Origin of the sequence: Psychroflexus aestuariivivens (genome assembly GCF_004010055.1) — a bacterium.
GTDB lineage: Bacteria > Bacteroidota > Bacteroidia > Flavobacteriales > Flavobacteriaceae > Psychroflexus > Psychroflexus aestuariivivens.
On the sequence record NZ_RQVT01000034.1, the window covers coordinates 32,386 to 50,124 of the forward strand.

The following is a 17,739-nucleotide window of genomic DNA, read 5'->3' on the forward strand; positions in this document are numbered from 1 at the left end:
CTTGGATATTCTAATCATTATACCAGCTTATAACGAAGCACAATTTATAGCTGAATGCTTAGATTCACTTTTGAATCAAAGCATTCTTCCAAAAAAAATTATAGTTGTCGATGATGGTTCTACGGATGAAACACCACAAATTCTGAAAAAATATGCTTCTGAAAATCAAATCATTTCAGTTTATACCAAGTCCAAAAGTGATGAACACCAACCAGGCGCTAAAATTATAGAAGCATTTCAATTTGGCTTAAACCAAGTAGATTTCTCTTATGATGTTTTGTGTAAGTATGATGCCGACTTGGTCTTTCCAGAAAATTATTTAGAAATCATGAATGAGGCATACACCAAAAACCCAAATCTAGGGATGTTTGGTGGAATTTGCAGTATTCAGAAAGGCAATGAATGGGTGATTGAAAATCTTACAAATCAAGATCATATTCGGGGAGCGCTAAAATCCTATAGAAAAGCTTGTTTTGATGATATCGGTGGGTTAGTTACTGCAATGGGCTGGGACACAATAGATGAGTTTCAGGCTAGATTCAGAAATTGGGAAGTCCAAACGACATCAGAATTAGTTGTGAAACATCGCAAACCGACTGGACATTCTTATGCTAAATCTCTACCCAAACGCTTTGGTATTTCGCTGTTCCAAATGCGGTATAGTTTTATTTTAGCTAGCATCACCTGTATAAAAATGGCTTTCAACAAAAAAAGTTTTGCGTTTGCCAACAAATCTATTCTTAGTTTTTTGACTGCTAATTCAAAAAAAAATCCCTTCTTAATCAGTGATCAGGAAGGGAAATTCATTAGGAATTACCGTTGGAAAAATATTAAGTCGAAATTATTTTAAAACCTCCGAGATTACTGTCCCCGTAGCTCCGTTTGGTAATTCTATACCTAATAATGCTGAAACTGTTGGTGCAATATCTGGAATATGATATTTCTTATAACTTTTGCCTTGCTCGATTCCGTTTCCGAAAAATAACATTGGCGCTTGTGTATCGTAACTATTACCGCTCCCGTGAGTTGACCCTTTATGCGGATAAGTAATATGAGAGGTTTCTAAAACGTAGGCTATATCTCCACTTCTTTTCTGATGAAAACCTCGTTGAATCAATTCACCAACACCATAACTATAGTTTGTATTTTCCAGCATGTTTCTCGTAAAAACTCTATCTATTTGCTCATATTGGAGTAAGAAATGTTTGATTTCATTTTGGATATTTACAAAATCCTGATGTGAATTGAATTTGTCATAATTCAAGAAAATTTGATGATTTTGGATTTTTTCAATGAGATCATTTCCTAAACCTGAATTAATTAAGTGTTCGTTTAAAGCATTTTGCATTTGTTCTACTTCAAAATAACCTGCTGGGATTTTTTGATCTTTTAAAAACTGAGGAACATGAACAGCACCATGATCGGCAGTAAGGAAAAGTGTGTATTCTCCTTTTCCAACTTTCTCATCCAAAAAAGTCAACAAATCGGCAATGTTTTGATCTAACCTAATGTAGGTGTCTTGTATTTCTTTAGAATTGACCCCAAAATTATGACCAACGTAGTCTGTGCTAGAAAAACTTAAAGTGAGAACATCTGTATACTCATCTTGGCCTAGCGTCTCTTGCTCTATGGCTGTTTTGGCAAAATCTAAAAGCAAATCGTTGCCATAGGGTGTAGATTTCAAAATATTGAAACCGCTATTTTCATCGCTTAATTTTTTTAATTCATAAGGAAAGGTTGCTTTAGTCTTGCCTTTGAAACCAAATTCATAATTGTTTTCATCTTCACCACTTTCAATATAGGAATCTATGTCTGCATAGGTGTCCCAAGTTTTTAGATAATTCTTTGCCACATTAGATTTATTGAATTTTTCAACCCATTTCGGCAATGCTTTCATATAAAAATCACTACTTATAAAATGCCCTAAATCTCCACCATAAAACCAATAAGCTGCATTGGCAGTATGACCTGCCGGTAGAATTGCGCCTCGATCTTTAATTGACACACCAATTGTTTTGCCTTTAAATTGAGTATGCAAACGATTTTGGTCTGCAAAACTTGTGGTTAGCATTCGGTGTGGAGACATTTTTCCATCAGAATTATCTTTATCTAAACCGAGCGGTGTCACACTATAATCTGAAGCACAATAGACACTTTCTTTTAAAAATTTATCATACCAATTGTTGGCCACAATACCATGATTCATTGGACTTGTACCAGTAAAAACTGAAGCATGACCAGGTCCTGTATAAGTTGGTACATAATCGAAATGAAAATTTTTCATTTCAAATCCTTCACGTTTCAAACGTTTGAAGCCATCTTCAGAATAATGTTTTTGAAATTTAGTAAGGTAGTCAAATCTCATTTGGTCGACTACAATGCCAACAACCAATTTGGTTTTGTTAGTATTCTGCGCTTGAAACGGAAGAACGTAAAGTGTCAGAAACAATAGCCAGAGTAATTTTTTCATATTTAAATTTTAAAGCAAAGATAAGTATTCGTCTAAAATCTGAGATTATCTGTGAGTTAAATAGAAACCTCAAGATTTTATTATATTTTTATGCAAAATTCTAATTAACGCAGAACATGCTGTCAAGTTACATAAAAAGCATTGGACAATATTTTATCATGATTTTTGATATGTTCAAACGCATGACAAAATTATCTGAAATGCGACGTTTGATCATGCAGGAAATCGATGATTTGATTGTCAATTCTATGGGAATTGTAATATTTATTTCATTTTTCATAGGTGCTGTAATTACCATTCAAACCGCATTAAATCTTTCTAACCCTTTCATTCCCAAATCTTTAATCGGATACGCTGCCAGACAATCTATAATTTTGGAATTCGCACCGACTTTCATTTCTGTTATCATGGCAGGAAAAGTTGGCTCGTTTATCACTTCCAGTATTGGTACGATGCGTGTTACTGAACAAATTGATGCTTTGGAAGTAATGGGCATCAATTCTTTAAATTATTTGGTATTGCCTAAAGTTATAGCTTTGATGGTGTATCCTTTTGTAATTGCTATTTCAATGTTTATAGGAATTATTGGGGCATATTTAGCTGCAACATATGGCGGATATTTGAGCGGAGAGCAGTTTTTAGAAGGTTTGCAAGACGAATTTGTCCCCTTTCATGTTGCTTATGCATTTATTAAATCGTTCATCTTTGCATTTTTATTGGCCACAATTCCTTCTTTTCATGGTTACTATATGAAAGGTGGTGCTTTGGAAGTAGGTCAAGCTAGTACAACTTCTTTTGTTTGGACGAGCGTTGTTATCATTTTTTCAAATTATTTTATCACACAATTATTATTGAGTTAGTATGATTAAAGTCGAAAATTTACATAAATCATTTGGTGATTTAGATGTTTTGAAAGGCATTTCAACTGAATTTGAAAAAGGCAAAACCAACCTCATTATTGGACAATCCGGTTCTGGTAAAACTGTCTTTTTAAAATGCTTGCTTGGATTGATTAATCCAGATAAAGGAGATGTTTATTTTAATGGAAAAACCTACAATGATTTTACAGTTGAACAACGCCGTAATCTCCGTAAGCAAATGGGAATGGTTTTTCAAGGCGGTGCACTTTTTGACTCGATGACTGTAGAACAAAACGTGACTTTTCCTTTAAAAATGTTTACTAAAATGAGTCGTTCAGAAATGAAAAATCGAGTTGCAGAAGTTTTGGATCGCGTCAATTTAGTAGATACAAATGATAAATTCCCTTCAGAAATTAGTGGCGGGATGCAAAAACGAGTCTCCATTGCAAGAGCAATTGTCAACAAACCAAAATTTTTGTTTTGCGATGAGCCAAACTCAGGACTAGACCCTAGAACTGCAACCGTTATAGATAATTTGATTCAGGAAATCACCCACGAAAACCAAATTACAACTGTCATAAACACCCATGATATGAATTCTGTATTTGAAATTGGTGAGAAAATTATTTATTTAGAAGGCGGTAAAAAAGCTTGGGAAGGCGATAAGGATATTATTTATAAAACAGATAATGAAAAAATTGCCGACTTTGTCTACTCTTCTAATTTATTCCAAAAGGTTAGAGTTGCGCAACGTGAAGGACTTTAATTTAGTGAATTAACTTGAATGTCATCAATATTCAATTTATAAGACAACCATTTCTGAAGCTTATCCTCTGTGGTCGATTTTTGTTCTTCCTCGAGTTCGGGTTTCCATTTGATACTAAAGGTTGGAATGGTGTCAATTTGTTCAAAATTGGATGTCAAAATATCTGCAAAACTTACCGCTTCTATGTTTTCATAATTCAACCTAATTTCTTCTGCTACTTGGTCAAATTTAATCAAACGTTTGCTCTTTTGAAGCTTAATCATTTCGGTTTCTAAATCTTCAATATGTTTCTTTGATTCTGCTAATTCAAGAGAATCACGACGTTTAAGCTCGACCATATATTTCAATTGATCGAAATTTTCAGAATTTTCATTTTGAAGTACATTCAACTCTGTATTCTCCAAGTACTCGTAAGTATTTAGTTTATCTTTCCAAAGTAAAATCACATCTTTAGGTATCTCTTTACCTAGAAAAGAAACTTCAATTTCAGGATTGATTCCAGAATTATAGCTTATTACTGTTGAATTTTTTTGAAGAAAAGATTGTTTGTAACTCGCCAATTCACTCTGGATAAATTTGGTTGCATCGTTTTCGAAATAAGATTCTTTTAATAAATTGTAGAAAAGATATACACTAGGAATCATAACCACTACTGCAATAGTTGAAGCGATTTGAGCAATACGTTTTCGACGTAAAGAATTTGCATATTTGACCAAGGGAAATCTCAGAAATTTTGACACCACAAAGGTGGATAGTGCAATAAATATAGTATTGATCGTAAATAAATACATCGCACCACCAAATACGCTAAAATCCCACACTGCCAAACCGTAACCAGCTGTACATAATGGTGGCATCAAAGCTGTGGCAATAGCTACACCAGAAATTACAGTGATTATTGTACCACGTTTGGCTTTAGCAATAATCAAGGCTAATCCACCAAAAATTGCTACTAAAACATCTAAAATAGTAGGATAAGTTCTGGCTTTCAATTCTTCTGTAAGTTCGGTAAGAGGTGACAATTGAAAATATAAAAAAGCAGTGATCAAACTTAGACCAACCATTACTCCTAGATTCACTAAAGAACGACGTAAAGTATCAACATCATTAATAGCCACGGAAAATCCCAAACCCACAATTGGTCCCATAAGTGGTGAAATCAACATCGCGCCAATAACCACCGCCGTGCTTCCAACATTTAGACCAACGGATGCCACAATAATGGAAAAAATTAAAATCCAAGCATTATGTCCTTTGAATGGAATATCTTTTAGGATGGCTTCCATGGTTGCATCCCGATCGGTGTCGTGGCTAATGTCTAATAATTCGTATAGAAAAGACTTGATGCTTCCATAAGTTTCCTTAACGTTGCTTTGGACTTGCTTGCCTTTTTCATTTTCATTTTTAGATTCTTCAGGATTTGTCTGTGAACCTGTATTATTGTGGTCTTTATTTTCCATTGTTACCCGAAATTTATACTATAATTACTCATGAAAACAAAGAGAAGGTTTGATTAATGTTTAGATTATTAAAAAAATCTATTACAATTGTTTTCACTTATTTAATCCAATCTACCTCTGCATTCGGCTGAAACACATACATTTTGCCAGTATCAACATCCTGACATTGGTAACGTTTTCTAATTTTTTGTCCTTTTTTAAACATTCTCCCATTATGAATTTTAAAAAGGCTTCCTATTGGAATTTCAAATATATAATTTTTATCATTCGGTAAGTCAAATTGTTTTAGCACAACAGATAATCTGGCATCAGTATCGCTACTGGCTGTAGGATTCTTGAAGTGTCTTGCTAATTCTGGCAAAACAGCTTTAGGAAATATTTGCGGATGAATAAAAGGCAACATCAATTTTTGAAAGGTTCTCTTCCACTCCACGCCGTGTGGCTTGATTTGCATACCAAAAGTTTTGAAGGCTAACAAATGTGCGACTTCATGCACTAAAGTAATCAAAAATCGATATTTATTGAGATTGGCATTGACTGTTATTTGATGAAACCCGTCGGGCAACAATCTATAATCACCATGTTTGCTTTGCCTTTGGTTGACTATTTTCAACTGAATCTGGTAAGCTTCAATCATTCCCATGACAGGTCTTACAGCACCTTCTGGCAAATATTTAGCTAAAGTCGAATCCATTATTATGGCGTTGAACTAGACACTTGAAGTAGTTTTCCATTATAAAATTGATGTCCAGTTTCAGAAAAATGCTTGATATAAGTTGCCATTTCTTCAGCTGAATTCGGAGCCTGAATGCCAGGAAAAGCTTCTTCTAACATTTCGGTTTGCACTGCACCTAAGGCTAAGACATTGAAAGACGGCCCCTCATTTTTGTATTCTTCTGCCAATAACTCTGTCAAGGTAATAACTGCAGCTTTACTGGAGCTGTAAGCCGCCAATCCAGGAAATTTCACACTGCCTTGCACACCACCCATACTACTGATAGTTACTACGTGCGAAGTTTCTATCATCATTGGTAAAATTTTGTAAGTCAAATCAATTACACCAAAAACATTGGTTTGATAGACTTTTTTTACTGCATCCATTTGTGTGTCTTTAAAATCTTGTTTTAAAAACTTCCCAGCATTATTGATCAGGATATCAATTTGACTTACTTTATTTGCAATAAAATTTACGGCCGCTGTCACACTTTGTTCATCACAAAGGTCACAAGACAACGAATGAACATTTTCTAGTTTTAAGGCTTTTGTATTTTCATCATTTCTAGACAATGCAAAGACTTGGTGACCATCTGCTGCAAATTTTTTGGTCAATTCAAAGCCTATGCCTCGACTCGTGCCAGTGATTACAATATTTTTTGTCATTGATTTAATTTTAATTTATCGTCTTCAGCATTAATTAAATTCATAACACCAGGCTTCATTTGATCAACCAATTTCTGGAAAAACTTTAAATCCAAATGCTGTATTTCATCATCAACATGGTGATAATATTCAAAATTGGTAAAATCAAATGTGCAAATCGTTTGTGATGGAATTTTGAAAGTTTCAAAGAATGGATAATTATCACTTCGTTTAAAGAGCTGAAATTCTTGAGCTTTTGGCAAAAAACCTAAAAAAATATTATCGTAAGCTTGATTGAAAACATCTGCCATATTAGAACCATTATAACCCGTAAGATAAGCTTCAAATTCTTTATTTACCATAGGAACTCCCAACATTTCGATATTGAAAACAGCCATAGGTTTCATGTTTTTTGATTTCATCTTTTCGGCTAAATGTTTCGAACCTAACAAGCCTTTTTCTTCCGCAGAAAACAAGGCAAAAATTACGTCTCGATTTAGATTTTGCTGACTAAGATAATTTGCAAGTTCTAAAACGGCAACTGTTCCGGTAGCATTGTCATTGGCTCCATTGGCAATACTATCGCCTTCCACAGGTTTTGAAAACCCGATATGATCGTAATGTGCGCCTATAAGTAGTGGTTTTTTATCAGTGGTGTTTGTGGCTTTTAAAACGCCAACAACATTATAAGCCTGTATATCTTGTATTTGAAAAGAATCGCGATAAGTTTCAAAAAGAGGTTGCACATCGAAACTTTTAAAAGCATCTTCAATATAAATTGCGGCTTTATTAATGCCTTCTGAACCAGTGTCTCTTCCATTTAATTCATCTGATGCCAAAAAATTCATTGCTTTTTCTGTTGAAAAATTGAATTTTTGCTTTTTTTCTGTAAACTCAGCTATAACTTGCTGATTGTCTTGTTTTTTTTCTGACTGTTGACATGCTAAAGTTAATAGCGATAAGAAGCCTAAAGTAAGTAGTGTTTTTTTCATAGTGTGAATATAAAAAACTGCCTTTAAAGACGATAAATTTGGTCTAAAAAGGCAGTTATATTTCAAAATAATAAAATATTAAGCCAACATTGTAACTGGATTTTCCAGATAGGTTTTAAGTGTTTGTAAAAACTTGGCACCAGTTGCACCATCGACAGTTCTATGATCACAAGCCAGGGTGAGCGTCATGGTATGACCGACTACAATTTCACCATTCTTAACCACTGGTTTTTCGACTATAGTTCCAACAGAAAGAATAGCTGAATTAGGCTGATTGATTATACTTGTGAATTCTGTAATTCCAAACATTCCAAGGTTAGAAACTGTAAACGTACTACCCTCCATTTCATTAGGCTGTAGTTTTTTGTTTTTAGCTTTGGTTGCTAAAGATTTTACATTATTCCCGATTTGAGTTAAAGATTGCTGGTCGGCAAATTCAAGAACTGGAACAAGTAAACCTTCTTCTACGGCAACAGCAACGCCAACATGAATGTGTTTGGCAATTTTTGTGGTCTCTCCATTCCATGAAGAATTGACTTGTGGATGTTTTCTTAAAGCCATTGCAGACGCCTTGATTACCAAATCGTTGAAAGACACTTTTACATCTGGCATATCGTTGATATGAGTACGAGATGACATGGCGTTTTCCATATCGACTTCCACATTCAAATAATAATGTGGCGCGTTGTTTTTGGATTCCAAGAGTCGTTTGGCGATAGTTTTTCTCATTTGAGAATTTTTGTTTTCCTCAAACTCTTCTTCGCCAACAGGGCTATAAATTTCTGTCGTTGCAGATTTAGCCTCTTCTTTTGGTTGCTCTACTTTTTCAGACTTTTCAGCCTTTTGTTCCTTTTGATCTGAAGGCTTGAAATCTTCAACATCTTTTCTGATAATCCGACCGTTATCTCCTGTTCCTTCAACTTTTCTTAAATCAATTCCTTTTTCTTCTGCAATTTTCTTAGCTAAAGGTGAAGCTAAAATACGCCCGTCTTCATCGGTTGAATTCGATGACTTATCGCCTTTAGTAGCTTCAGTTTTCTTATCTTTAGAATCGCTTGAAGTATCTTTGTCGTCAGTATCTTTAGACTTTGTTTTTTTATCTGAAGATTTTTTATCAGAATCACCTGATTTTAAATTTTTAAGGACTTCATCTACATCTGTTCCATCTGGACCGATGATTGCCAAAACATCGTCTACTGGAGCGCTTTCACCTTCATCTATACCAATATGCAATAGTTTACCGCTAAAAAATGATTCGAACTCCATCGTTGCTTTATCGGTTTCGATTTCAGCTAAAATATCGCCTTCTTCAACATCGTCACCAACGGATTTCAGCCATGAAGCTACAGTTCCTTCTTCCATTGTGTCGCTTAGCCTTGGCATGGTAACAACTTCAACGCCTTCTGGCATACCAGAAGTTTCATCTTCTGCGCTATCCTTTTCTTCCGATGACTTCTCTTCTTCATCACTATCTTCCGAAGATTTTTCATCATCAGATTCATCTTCAGATTCTGATTTGTTTTTGGAAGATTCTTCTTTTTTGCCGTTCTCAATCAAATCATCAATATCTTCACCTTCTTCTCCAATAATAGCTAAAAGTGAATTTACTGGTGCTCCTTCGCCTTCTTCAACGCCAACGTATAGCAAAACACCATCATAGAATGATTCAAATTCCATAGTGGCTTTATCGGTTTCGATTTCAGCTAAAATGTCGCCTTCTTCAACTTTGTCTCCCTTTTGTTTAAGCCATTTTGCCACAACACCTTCTTCCATAGTGTCGCTTAGCTTTGGCATATTTACTACTTCAGCCATTATTTATAATTTATGAGGAATGAAAGGATAATCTTCTTGTTCGTAAACCACGTCGTACATCACATTTTTTTCTGGAAAATCTGATTCTTCAGCGAATTTTTCACACTCACTGACTTTATCTTTAACACGCTGGTCTATTTCCTTGATGTCATCTTCCGTGGCGTATTTTTTATCTAAAATTACTTTTTTGACTTGAGAAATTGGGTCAATTTTTTGGTATTCTTTAACTTCGTCTTTAGTTCGATATTTTTGTGCATCACTCATAGAATGACCTCTGTATCTATAAGTTTTCAAATCCAAAAATGTTGGCCCTTTGCCAGCTCTGGCACGAGAAATCGCTTCATCTAAAGCTTCTGCAACCTTACTTGGATTCATAGCATCTACGGGGCCGCATGGCATTTCGTAACCGAGTCCTAATCTCCAAATGTCTTCGTGACTGGATGTTCTTTTGACGGAAGTCCCCATCGCATAACCATTATTTTCAACACAAAAAACTACAGGCAGATTCCAATTGGTTGCCATATTTAGCGTTTCATGTAGCGAACCTTGTCGTGCTGCGCCATCTCCCAAGAAGCATAATGTAACCGCATTATTATTGTAATATTTATCAGCAAAGGCAATACCCGCACCTAAAGGAATTTGACCACCAACAATACCATGTCCACCATAGAAACGGTGTTCTTTAGAGAAAATATGCATGGAGCCACCCAAACCTTGGGATGTTCCTGTAGCCTTACCATACAATTCTGCCATAACACGCTTAGGGTCAACACCCATACCAATTGGTTGGACGTGATTTCTATAAGCCGTAATCATCTTATCTTTTTTAAGATCCATTACATGTAGTGCGCCAGCCAAAATAGCTTCTTGACCGTTGTATAAGTGCAAAAAGCCTCGCACTTTTTGTTGTATATATACTTGAGCCAACTTATCTTCAAATTTTCTCCAAAACAGCATGTCCTCATACCATTTCAGATAAGTCTTTTTTGTGATCTTTTTCATTGATGCGTAATTTTCTTTTGACTTGATTTAAAAAATATCGAAATACAAAAGTAACACTTTAAATAAGATTTGAAAACACTTTAAATAGTATTAACTTTCAGAGTTGAATCCTATGAAAAATGACGATTTGTAATATATATCTCAAAAAATTCATGTTTATGAATTTAGCCATCGTTGGATTTACATTTACCTCTTGTTCAGATGATGATGACGGTGGTGGTTCAAGTTGCCAAGATTTACTAAGTAATTACGAAGCAGCTTTTGAAGCTTATTTTGCAGATCAATCTAACCGATAATTATCTTGAGTTTCAAGCTACTGCTTAAGCTTATCAAGACGAAATGTTTATTGTGATAAATCATACAGGTTATAAAACTGAGTGCAAGCTTTAATAAATATTGCTTATTATCTTCTTATCAAAATAACTCTTAGAAAAAGGTAGTTATTGAGCTTTAAATTTTGAGCTAAAAAAACATGTGTCAAGTTGAACATTCGAGACATAAATTTATAGGTGATTTCTTACAAATCTGATGTCTGGACTAATTACGTATTCATTTTTGACAAAAGCAACTGCAAACCACTTAATAATGAATTCCAATTAAATAACTCTATATAAAAATCAAACGAACTCAGGTTAAAAGTAAACATTTATGGCGTAAATAAAATATTTCAAAATATCAAAGGAACAATTCCTTAAAGCTATTTTTTGAAACATCTCATACATATACTACTTTAAATTGAGGTAAAGAAAACATAAATTTTATGTAACTCAATTTAAAGTAGTGTTATACTTGCCAAGACCTATTATACATAAAGTTAACGGTTTTGGCTATGGTTTTGTTGCGGAAAAATCACCAGGATCTTTTCCGCCGTGGCAGAAAGATAGCAAAATGCGGTGAATTCCGATTAGGAATTCACCGCAATGAACTATAGCCGTTGTTGGCATTTCGTTGTTTTTATTATTCTAGTATAAGTTCTACTAAGTCCAAGTATGAACTAAACCCATCAGCACCCAAATATCCAACGCCTTGTTTATAAAAAATCAATCCATTGTCAATTAAAGTCCCATCATTAGTGATTGTATATTCTCTAATTGCTAAACAATCCTCATATGTACAATCACCTGTTTCGATAGTTTCGTTAAGACTTTCAACTTTTTTGTAATGACTACAAGGGCCTAATATACAGTTGCCAAAAGAATCCCATTCTTGATTGAGAGTTGGACTATTTGGTAAATAAAGAACTTCTGATGGATTCTCTGAACCTGGTGCAGAATGTTGGTAAATATTTCCTTCATTGTCTACTCTCAAGTAAATAGGCTCCCAAGCTAAAACTCCTGAGGGTTCTATCTTGAAATATTCTTGTCCTGCAATTTCTACAGTTTCTATAACTGTAAGAATCAAATCGTCTGAACCACCTTCATATGTCCATTGATTTCCAATTGTTAATGGCCAATAACTTGAGCTTTCATTTCCAGTACATAAGAAAATTTCTTCTTGATTCTCATCTTCATTTGGGTCATTAGAATCACTTTCGCTACAACCCATAAAAAATAATAATGCTAATAAAGTTAGGTTAAGAAATAGTAGTTTTTTCATTTTTTAATTTTGATTTAAGTTATTATAAATTTAGTTATAAAATTCAATTCGTTCACTCACAATGAATGCCAACTTTTAATATTTGTATAGTAATTAAGTCAACGTACTTTAAAACTGTTTTACTATTTGGTAAGTGTTATTGTAAAATCTATTGTGACGTCTAATTCAATGTCAGATTCTTGAATTAATTGTTGGTCAACTCCTGATATAACCATTGTTGTAGCAGTAAGCTCTTCTACAACATATTCTTGAGATTGGATTTCATTAGGGTTGCCAACTACTGGTGTACCTGAAGAAATTGAAACCAATCCTCCTGCTACAGTCAATATATTACCGTCTAAATCCCATTCACCTTCAGAATAATAATCATTTATTGGTATTGTTTGAGTTTGAGTCTGACCTGAGTTTGAAGAGGTAAGTTCTATAAAGTACGATCCTTGACTGGAAAATAAATTATCAGCTTCATTGAATGTCATTGTTGCATTTTCATCAAAACTTTCTCCTGATAAATTTGTAGTCACTGAATTTCCTTCTTGAGAAACAATTGTTGTGCCAGTATAATTGATAGACTCAATATTCCATTCACCACCAATCTCTCCATTAATTGTTGCTGTGTCATCATTGCTTTCGCAAGAGGTTAAAACTACTGCAAGTAGTAAAATTAATAAGCTGCTCAATCTGTTTTTCATAATATAATGTTTTGTTAATTTAAGGCTGCGAATATAGTTCAATAATTAATATATACAATTGTTTTTTAAGTTATAAATACTGAGACGCTACCATTTTATAGGACAGGATATTAACAAATTTTAATCGATTTTTTTTATTATTTATGCTGCTTTTTTAATCATTATATCTTCTATGATATGTTCTTGAGTCAGGAACTTCTTTAAATTTCGTATCAATTTTATCAAGTCTTACTGCTTCATTTGAAGTAGAGTTTTTTTAAATTCCGACAGCATTTTTTCTAACCATTTGTGGTCAAAATTCTCCACTTGACACTTTTAAGTTAGTATTAGGTTTTTATTTGAACTCAATCTAAAAAGTTGTTAATCTTTTTTTGTAAATCTTCTAAACAGTCTTGAAAGTATCTTTATACCAATTCAAGTTTTCAACATTCATCTTTTTAAATAAAAATTCTCTTACATTTGAGTTATAAAAAAAATTTATGAATCCTTCTGCTTCGGGTTGGTTGAGACACGCAGTTCAATTAAGTATAAAAAAATTTGAAACTAAAATTAGTTTCGAAGACTTCTATTCAGAATTGAGAATAGCCGGATTCATTTATGGCACTAATCAAAATTCTGTTTTAGAGGTAGATGCGGTACACCAACTAACGCAACAAGAATTGGCTAAAATAAATCTTTTAGCTGGTTTAGTTTTTATAGATTTTCAACAACATCAATCTTCAGATATTGAGAACATCACCACTCGAATTCTGAAATTTTATGAGCAATTGAACTCTCAAAAACAGGCTTTTAAATCTATTTTTAGACTAAAGACTAAATCTGATATTAAGTTAGAACACTCAATTCATGAGCGTGTTCAAACTAATGAAAGTATTTTTCAGAAAAATTTCAGTCATCTTATAACAAATGCTTTGCTATTTACCGATGTGTTGACTTTTCAACACTTTCTCACAAAAAATACGTCTACGGTTGAGTTTGCCAAAACATTAGAATTTCAAATTGTCAGTCTCGTTTTTTCGGCACTTCAACAGAAAACCAACAGGTCTAAATACGAATATTTAATCATCAAACTTTTGCAAAGTTCTCTTCGTTACACAAAATCCAAAAATTTAAGTGAAAGTGATTTTAGAACTTTAGAATTCGAAGAATTTAGCGAAAGTCCGACCTCAAAATATTTGATGGATTTAACATGTATGGCAGTATATAGTGACGAAATTGTAGAGCCCGAAGAAATGGAGATGCTTCAAAAATTAGGAGAAAATTTAAAATTATCTCCTGAAGAAGTTGACTTATCAATCTCATTTTTATTTGAATTCATCAGCATAAATAAACAGAAAATTGCATATTTCAATTATAGCAACCCCTTAAAGCATTTCTATAATCGGAGTCAAAGAACTGCAAAAACTTTGCTGACAAGAAATAAAAAACGATTGATTCAAGAAATCATGGAAAGCCGCGAGTTGTTTGTGCTCCTTCATCAATCAGCGCAAAGGGAGTTACTTCCCGAGGAAAAGGCTAAAGTGAAGTCGCAATTAATGGACATATTCAAAAGCATACCTTCGCTGGCCATTTTCGTTTTGCCAGGTGGCAGTGTGTTATTACCTATTATTATTAGCTTTATCCCACAATTACTTCCGTCATCTTTCAATGAAAACAAGGCTAATAAAAGCGAAAATTTAAGTAAAAATAGTGATTAACCACTGGACTAAAAATTGAGTTATACTGATCATAATTGGGATTTCTTAAATTTATTTGTCATTGAAGGAAAATCGACGAGACTTCCCTTCGTTGACAAACTTCTAAAACAAACAAACAAAATTTAATTTTTATACTTTACGCCGCCTCCAGATTTTGAATCCTCGATATCTATAGAATTCGAAGGTTTATGATAATATTCGATATGACCACCACTAGAGTGGTTTGCTTTTAAATTTTCTAATGGGTAAACACTGGCATCCGAACCGGAACTCACCGAAACGAATACAGACTTTGCTTTCAGGGCTTTTGCTTCAACATCTGAGCCACTGGATGAATCTATGCTTAAATTATCGGTTTCACCTATTATTTCAACATTAGATCCTGATGAAGAACTAACGTCAATATTTTTCACATTTACTTCTAAATTAGAATCAGAGCCACTAGAAGCATCAAAAATAACTTCTTCGCCAAAAACATTCATGACTAAATCTGCGCCACTCGACACCGAAGCGTCCATTTTTTTGAGTTTAGCATTGAATTCTACATCAGCACCACTAGAGACTTTCAGTTCTAAATCATCGAAATCCAAAACACTTTCAGCAGTTAAACCAGTACCACTTGAAACTGAAATATTATTCAGACGCTCAGTAAAATACAAACGAATATTTTTAGCATCTGCACTGCCGATATTCGATTCTGCACTGATTAATAATTTCCCGCCTTCATCTTCTACTATCAAAATATCGAGCAAATTGGAATTGGCTTCTACTTCTATGTAATTTTCTGTACTAGGAATTAGTTTTACCTTCCATCCTTTTTCTAATTTCACTTCTGTGAAAGTACTCAAGTCCATGCGCTCGTTAAGCACTTCCCCGGTTCCATTGACTTGGTTTGAAAAGTTAAAATTCGAATTACAACTTGTGGTTAGCATCACAAGGAAAGCTAAAATTGATAAATAGGTTTTCATAGTTTTTATTTTAAAGGTTGAATTTTGTTTTAAATACTCTTTTCTTCTATAACTTCGCCTTCAGTTTCGATTACACAATCAATACATTTCAAAGTCTGATCTTCAAATTTCACTAAATGGCCGAAATATTCTGGATCTATTGCTCTGCGATTCAAAAATATTTGTAAGTTATTGTCGACTCTAAAGATCATATTTTCTGGAATAAAAAGTGTAATATTCAGACTGAAATTTTGATCTAAATACTCTGGATTATTCAAAAAGTAGCTGTCTAATTTTAGCGCATCATTTCTAATTTCATAATTATAATCTACTTCTGAAGCGCGTTGCCTAGCCAAACTAACACTAGAGGCGCTTGAAGATTTCTCCAACCTAAGTTTAATTATAGAATCTTGGGCAGGTTTCAAAGCTATATTTAGATTAGAACTGTACAAGAACTCTTGATTATTATTATCCACCACCAATTTTTGTCTTGAACTTTTGATTAGCGTTTCACTGTAAAGTAAATTATTGTTCATTCTAACTTCCAATGTATCTGTCGCAAGATTAGATAAACTCTCCACCTCAACTACTTCTGCGCTATAAGTCCTTTCCAAGCCTTTTTTGACCCCAAAAGTTGTTACAGTTATTACAGCCAAAATCCATAGTGCCAATAATGAAATATGAGTTGTTTTCCCAATTGATTTTAGGTTAGAGAACAACAATTTCAAGCTTAAAATAAGTAAATAAAAAAATGGAATAGCAGCAATAATAAAATAAATAAGCAATTGAAGCCAAGTTGGCAAATCCAAAGCAAAAATTTCTGCGTGAGAAAAATCCCCTAATTCCAAAACTGAAATAGTTCCAAAACTGAATAATGAAACTAATAAACTCACTAAAACTAAACCTGAAATCAGAAACAAAATCAAACCTAAAAATTTGGCTAAAAACTGCCCTAAAGTTCTTAAAACTTCACCCAAGCCATCAAAAAAACGAGTTACACCAGACTTGGTTTGTTGCGAATATTTTTCATAATCGATGTCACCAACTTTATCAGCAAACTTATCGTAACCTTCTTTAACTTTTCTTTCTATATTCGACAAATTGACGGGCTCGCCTTGCATAGCAAGTTTTTCTGCTGTGGTTCTTGCTGGTTCTATAAGAATCCATAACAAAATATAAATCCCTAATGTAATTCCGAAAGAAAGAAAAGCAGAAATAACCCAAATCAGACGAATCCAAAAAACATCAAGTCCAATATAGTGGCTCAATCCTGAAGATACTCCGCCAATATAATTGCGATCAATATCTCTGTATAATTTTTTTGTAGCATGTTGACGGTGAGTTTTTTTAGAACTAAAATCAGCATCATCTTCTATACGATAAGCTTCTGGTTCTCCCATTATTTCAACGACTTCATCGACGTGTTTAGTGGTGATAACTTCGTTTCCATGATTGATATTATTGCTAAATATTTCGGCAATTCTGGCTTCAATATCTTGTAATATTTCGCTTTTACTTTCTTCGTTGCTCAAATATTTTTCAATAGTTTTAAGATACTGATCCAGTTTTCTAAAAGCGTCTTCATCAATATGAAAGAAGACATTGGCTAAATTTATGTTGATTGTTTTATTCATCGTCTTTTGATTTTGATTGTGTGACTTGTTCTACGGCAAAGCTGAGTTCGTTCCAGGTTTCAGAAAGTTCATTCAGAAAATTTTCACCTTGTTCGGTTAGCCCATAATATTTTCGCGGTGGCCCACCAGTCGATTCTTCCCATCTGTAAGACAGTAGGTCTGCGTTTTTTAAACGAGTGAGCAAAGGATAAATCGTACCCTCAACGACTAAAAGCTTTGCGGCTTTCAGAGTTTCTAATATTTCAGCAACATAAGCGTCGTTTTGATGAAGTACTGACAAAATGCAATATTCCAAAACTCCTTTCCGCATTTGTGCTTTTGTGTTTTCTATCTTCATAATTCCATTATAAAATGAGTTTTATTACAATACAAAGATATATTTTTTAAACACTACTATGCAATACAAAGTAATATATATTAACTTTTATTTAACTTTAAGCTCAGAATAATATTTG

17 protein-coding genes and 1 pseudogene are annotated in these 17,739 nt (G+C 33.7%); 6 read left to right on the forward strand and 12 right to left on the reverse strand.

The features are described 5' to 3' along the window. Position 1: 1 nt before the first annotated feature. Positions 2-850 (forward strand): glycosyltransferase, encoded by an 849-nt coding sequence (locus EIG86_RS06325; RefSeq protein WP_127845322.1) that lies wholly within the window; start codon positions 2-4, stop codon positions 848-850. Here EIG86_RS06325 and pafA read toward each other — a convergent pair. Next, the gene (pafA, locus tag EIG86_RS06330; RefSeq protein WP_127845323.1) at positions 842-2,470 is read right to left on the reverse strand and encodes an alkaline phosphatase PafA; all 1,629 of its coding nucleotides are present in this window, start codon (positions 2,468-2,470) and stop codon (positions 842-844) included. The two genes, EIG86_RS06325 and pafA, sit on opposite strands and share 9 nt — an antisense overlap. A 116-nt stretch (positions 2,471-2,586) precedes the next feature. On the opposite strand from pafA, the gene EIG86_RS06335 reads away from it, so the two are divergent. Together EIG86_RS06335 and EIG86_RS06340 are read left to right on the forward strand one after the other, a co-directional pair. Then, positions 2,587-3,330, forward strand: coding sequence for an MlaE family ABC transporter permease (locus EIG86_RS06335; RefSeq protein WP_127845324.1), 744 nt, complete (start codon positions 2,587-2,589; stop codon positions 3,328-3,330). 1 nt (position 3,331) lies between these two features. Then, on the forward strand, positions 3,332-4,096 hold the full coding sequence (locus tag EIG86_RS06340; RefSeq protein WP_127845325.1) for an ABC transporter ATP-binding protein: 765 nt from the start codon (positions 3,332-3,334) through the stop codon (positions 4,094-4,096). Here the strand turns inward: EIG86_RS06340 and EIG86_RS06345 are convergent. From EIG86_RS06345 to pdhA, 6 genes are all read right to left on the reverse strand, one after another. Continuing rightward, positions 4,093-5,556, reverse strand: a complete 1,464-nt coding sequence (locus EIG86_RS06345) for a DUF389 domain-containing protein (RefSeq protein ID WP_127845326.1) — start codon at positions 5,554-5,556, stop codon at positions 4,093-4,095. The genes EIG86_RS06340 and EIG86_RS06345 overlap by 4 nt on opposite strands. Before the next feature lie 97 nt (positions 5,557-5,653). After that, positions 5,654-6,250 carry a SprT-like domain-containing protein gene (locus EIG86_RS06350; RefSeq protein ID WP_127845327.1) on the reverse strand — a complete coding sequence of 199 codons (597 nt, stop codon included), beginning with the start codon at positions 6,248-6,250 and terminating at the stop codon, positions 5,654-5,656. Positions 6,251-6,252: 2 nt separating this feature from the next. Continuing rightward, entirely contained in the window at positions 6,253-6,936 is a 684-nt protein-coding gene (locus tag EIG86_RS06355; RefSeq protein WP_127845328.1) for an SDR family NAD(P)-dependent oxidoreductase, read from the reverse strand. Then, positions 6,933-7,907 (reverse strand): M20/M25/M40 family metallo-hydrolase, encoded by a 975-nt coding sequence (locus tag EIG86_RS06360; protein WP_127845329.1) that lies wholly within the window; start codon positions 7,905-7,907, stop codon positions 6,933-6,935. The genes EIG86_RS06355 and EIG86_RS06360 overlap by 4 nt, the downstream gene beginning before the upstream one ends. Before the next feature lie 78 nt (positions 7,908-7,985). Next, positions 7,986-9,719: a pyruvate dehydrogenase complex dihydrolipoamide acetyltransferase gene (locus EIG86_RS06365; RefSeq protein ID WP_127845330.1), complete on the reverse strand. Its 1,734-nt coding sequence runs from the start codon at positions 9,717-9,719 to the stop codon at positions 7,986-7,988. 3 nt (positions 9,720-9,722) lie between these two features. Next, positions 9,723-10,721: a pyruvate dehydrogenase (acetyl-transferring) E1 component subunit alpha gene (gene pdhA / locus EIG86_RS06370; RefSeq protein WP_127845331.1), complete on the reverse strand. Its 999-nt coding sequence runs from the start codon at positions 10,719-10,721 to the stop codon at positions 9,723-9,725. A gap of 158 nt (positions 10,722-10,879) precedes the next feature. Here pdhA and EIG86_RS14110 point away from each other — a divergent pair, with 158 nt between their 5' ends. Further along, positions 10,880-11,017 (forward strand): hypothetical protein, encoded by a 138-nt coding sequence (locus tag EIG86_RS14110; protein ID WP_157983114.1) that lies wholly within the window; start codon positions 10,880-10,882, stop codon positions 11,015-11,017. A 170-nt stretch (positions 11,018-11,187) separates the two neighbouring features. Continuing rightward, positions 11,188-11,321 (forward strand): annotated as a pseudogene (locus EIG86_RS14370) (IS982 family transposase); the annotation flags it as partial. Between the two features lie 357 nt (positions 11,322-11,678). On the opposite strand, the gene EIG86_RS06375 reads toward EIG86_RS14370, so the two are convergent. Together EIG86_RS06375 and EIG86_RS06380 are read right to left on the reverse strand one after the other, a co-directional pair. Further along, a complete protein-coding gene (locus EIG86_RS06375) occupies positions 11,679-12,317 on the reverse strand; it encodes a hypothetical protein (protein ID WP_127845332.1) in 639 nt (212 codons plus the stop codon). Positions 12,318-12,439: 122 nt separating this feature from the next. Continuing rightward, complete coding sequence (locus EIG86_RS06380) at positions 12,440-13,006, reverse strand: lipocalin family protein (protein WP_127845333.1); 567 nt, start codon at positions 13,004-13,006, stop codon at positions 12,440-12,442. 479 nt (positions 13,007-13,485) lie between these two features. Here EIG86_RS06380 and EIG86_RS06385 point away from each other — a divergent pair, with 479 nt between their 5' ends. Then, positions 13,486-14,703 (forward strand): LETM1-related biofilm-associated protein, encoded by a 1,218-nt coding sequence (locus tag EIG86_RS06385; protein WP_127845334.1) that lies wholly within the window; start codon positions 13,486-13,488, stop codon positions 14,701-14,703. A 122-nt stretch (positions 14,704-14,825) separates the two neighbouring features. On the opposite strand, the gene EIG86_RS06390 is transcribed toward EIG86_RS06385, so the two are convergent. From EIG86_RS06390 to EIG86_RS06400, 3 genes are read right to left on the reverse strand one after another with little or no spacing between them, the layout of a single operon-like run. After that, entirely contained in the window at positions 14,826-15,671 is an 846-nt protein-coding gene (locus tag EIG86_RS06390; RefSeq protein WP_127845335.1) for a head GIN domain-containing protein, read from the reverse strand. 29 nt (positions 15,672-15,700) lie between these two features. Then, the gene (locus tag EIG86_RS06395) at positions 15,701-17,284 is read right to left on the reverse strand and encodes a PspC domain-containing protein (protein ID WP_127845336.1); all 1,584 of its coding nucleotides are present in this window, start codon (positions 17,282-17,284) and stop codon (positions 15,701-15,703) included. After that, positions 17,277-17,621 carry a PadR family transcriptional regulator gene (locus EIG86_RS06400; protein WP_127845337.1) on the reverse strand — a complete coding sequence of 115 codons (345 nt, stop codon included), beginning with the start codon at positions 17,619-17,621 and terminating at the stop codon, positions 17,277-17,279. Before EIG86_RS06400 ends, EIG86_RS06395 begins: the two co-directional genes overlap by 8 nt. Positions 17,622-17,739 lie beyond the last annotated feature (118 nt).

Coding starts and splice junctions, on each gene's coding strand:
- EIG86_RS06355 (WP_127845328.1), bottom strand. CDS start 6,936: ATGACAAAAAATATTGTAATCACTGGCACGAGTCGAGGCATAGGCTTT.
- EIG86_RS06345 (WP_127845326.1), bottom strand. CDS start 5,556: ATGGAAAATAAAGACCACAATAATACAGGTTCACAGACAAATCCTGAA.
- EIG86_RS06395 (WP_127845336.1), bottom strand. CDS start 17,284: ATGAATAAAACAATCAACATAAATTTAGCCAATGTCTTCTTTCATATT.
- pafA (WP_127845323.1), bottom strand. CDS start 2,470: ATGAAAAAATTACTCTGGCTATTGTTTCTGACACTTTACGTTCTTCCG.
- pdhA (WP_127845331.1), bottom strand. CDS start 10,721: ATGAAAAAGATCACAAAAAAGACTTATCTGAAATGGTATGAGGACATG.
- EIG86_RS06390 (WP_127845335.1), bottom strand. CDS start 15,671: ATGAAAACCTATTTATCAATTTTAGCTTTCCTTGTGATGCTAACCACA.
- EIG86_RS06380 (WP_127845333.1), bottom strand. CDS start 13,006: ATGAAAAACAGATTGAGCAGCTTATTAATTTTACTACTTGCAGTAGTT.
- EIG86_RS06335 (WP_127845324.1), top strand. CDS start 2,587: ATGCTGTCAAGTTACATAAAAAGCATTGGACAATATTTTATCATGATT.
- EIG86_RS06400 (WP_127845337.1), bottom strand. CDS start 17,621: ATGAAGATAGAAAACACAAAAGCACAAATGCGGAAAGGAGTTTTGGAA.
- EIG86_RS06385 (WP_127845334.1), top strand. CDS start 13,486: ATGAATCCTTCTGCTTCGGGTTGGTTGAGACACGCAGTTCAATTAAGT.
- EIG86_RS06360 (WP_127845329.1), bottom strand. CDS start 7,907: ATGAAAAAAACACTACTTACTTTAGGCTTCTTATCGCTATTAACTTTA.
- EIG86_RS14110 (WP_157983114.1), top strand. CDS start 10,880: ATGAATTTAGCCATCGTTGGATTTACATTTACCTCTTGTTCAGATGAT.
- EIG86_RS06340 (WP_127845325.1), top strand. CDS start 3,332: ATGATTAAAGTCGAAAATTTACATAAATCATTTGGTGATTTAGATGTT.
- EIG86_RS06365 (WP_127845330.1), bottom strand. CDS start 9,719: ATGGCTGAAGTAGTAAATATGCCAAAGCTAAGCGACACTATGGAAGAA.
- EIG86_RS06350 (WP_127845327.1), bottom strand. CDS start 6,250: ATGGATTCGACTTTAGCTAAATATTTGCCAGAAGGTGCTGTAAGACCT.
- EIG86_RS06375 (WP_127845332.1), bottom strand. CDS start 12,317: ATGAAAAAACTACTATTTCTTAACCTAACTTTATTAGCATTATTATTT.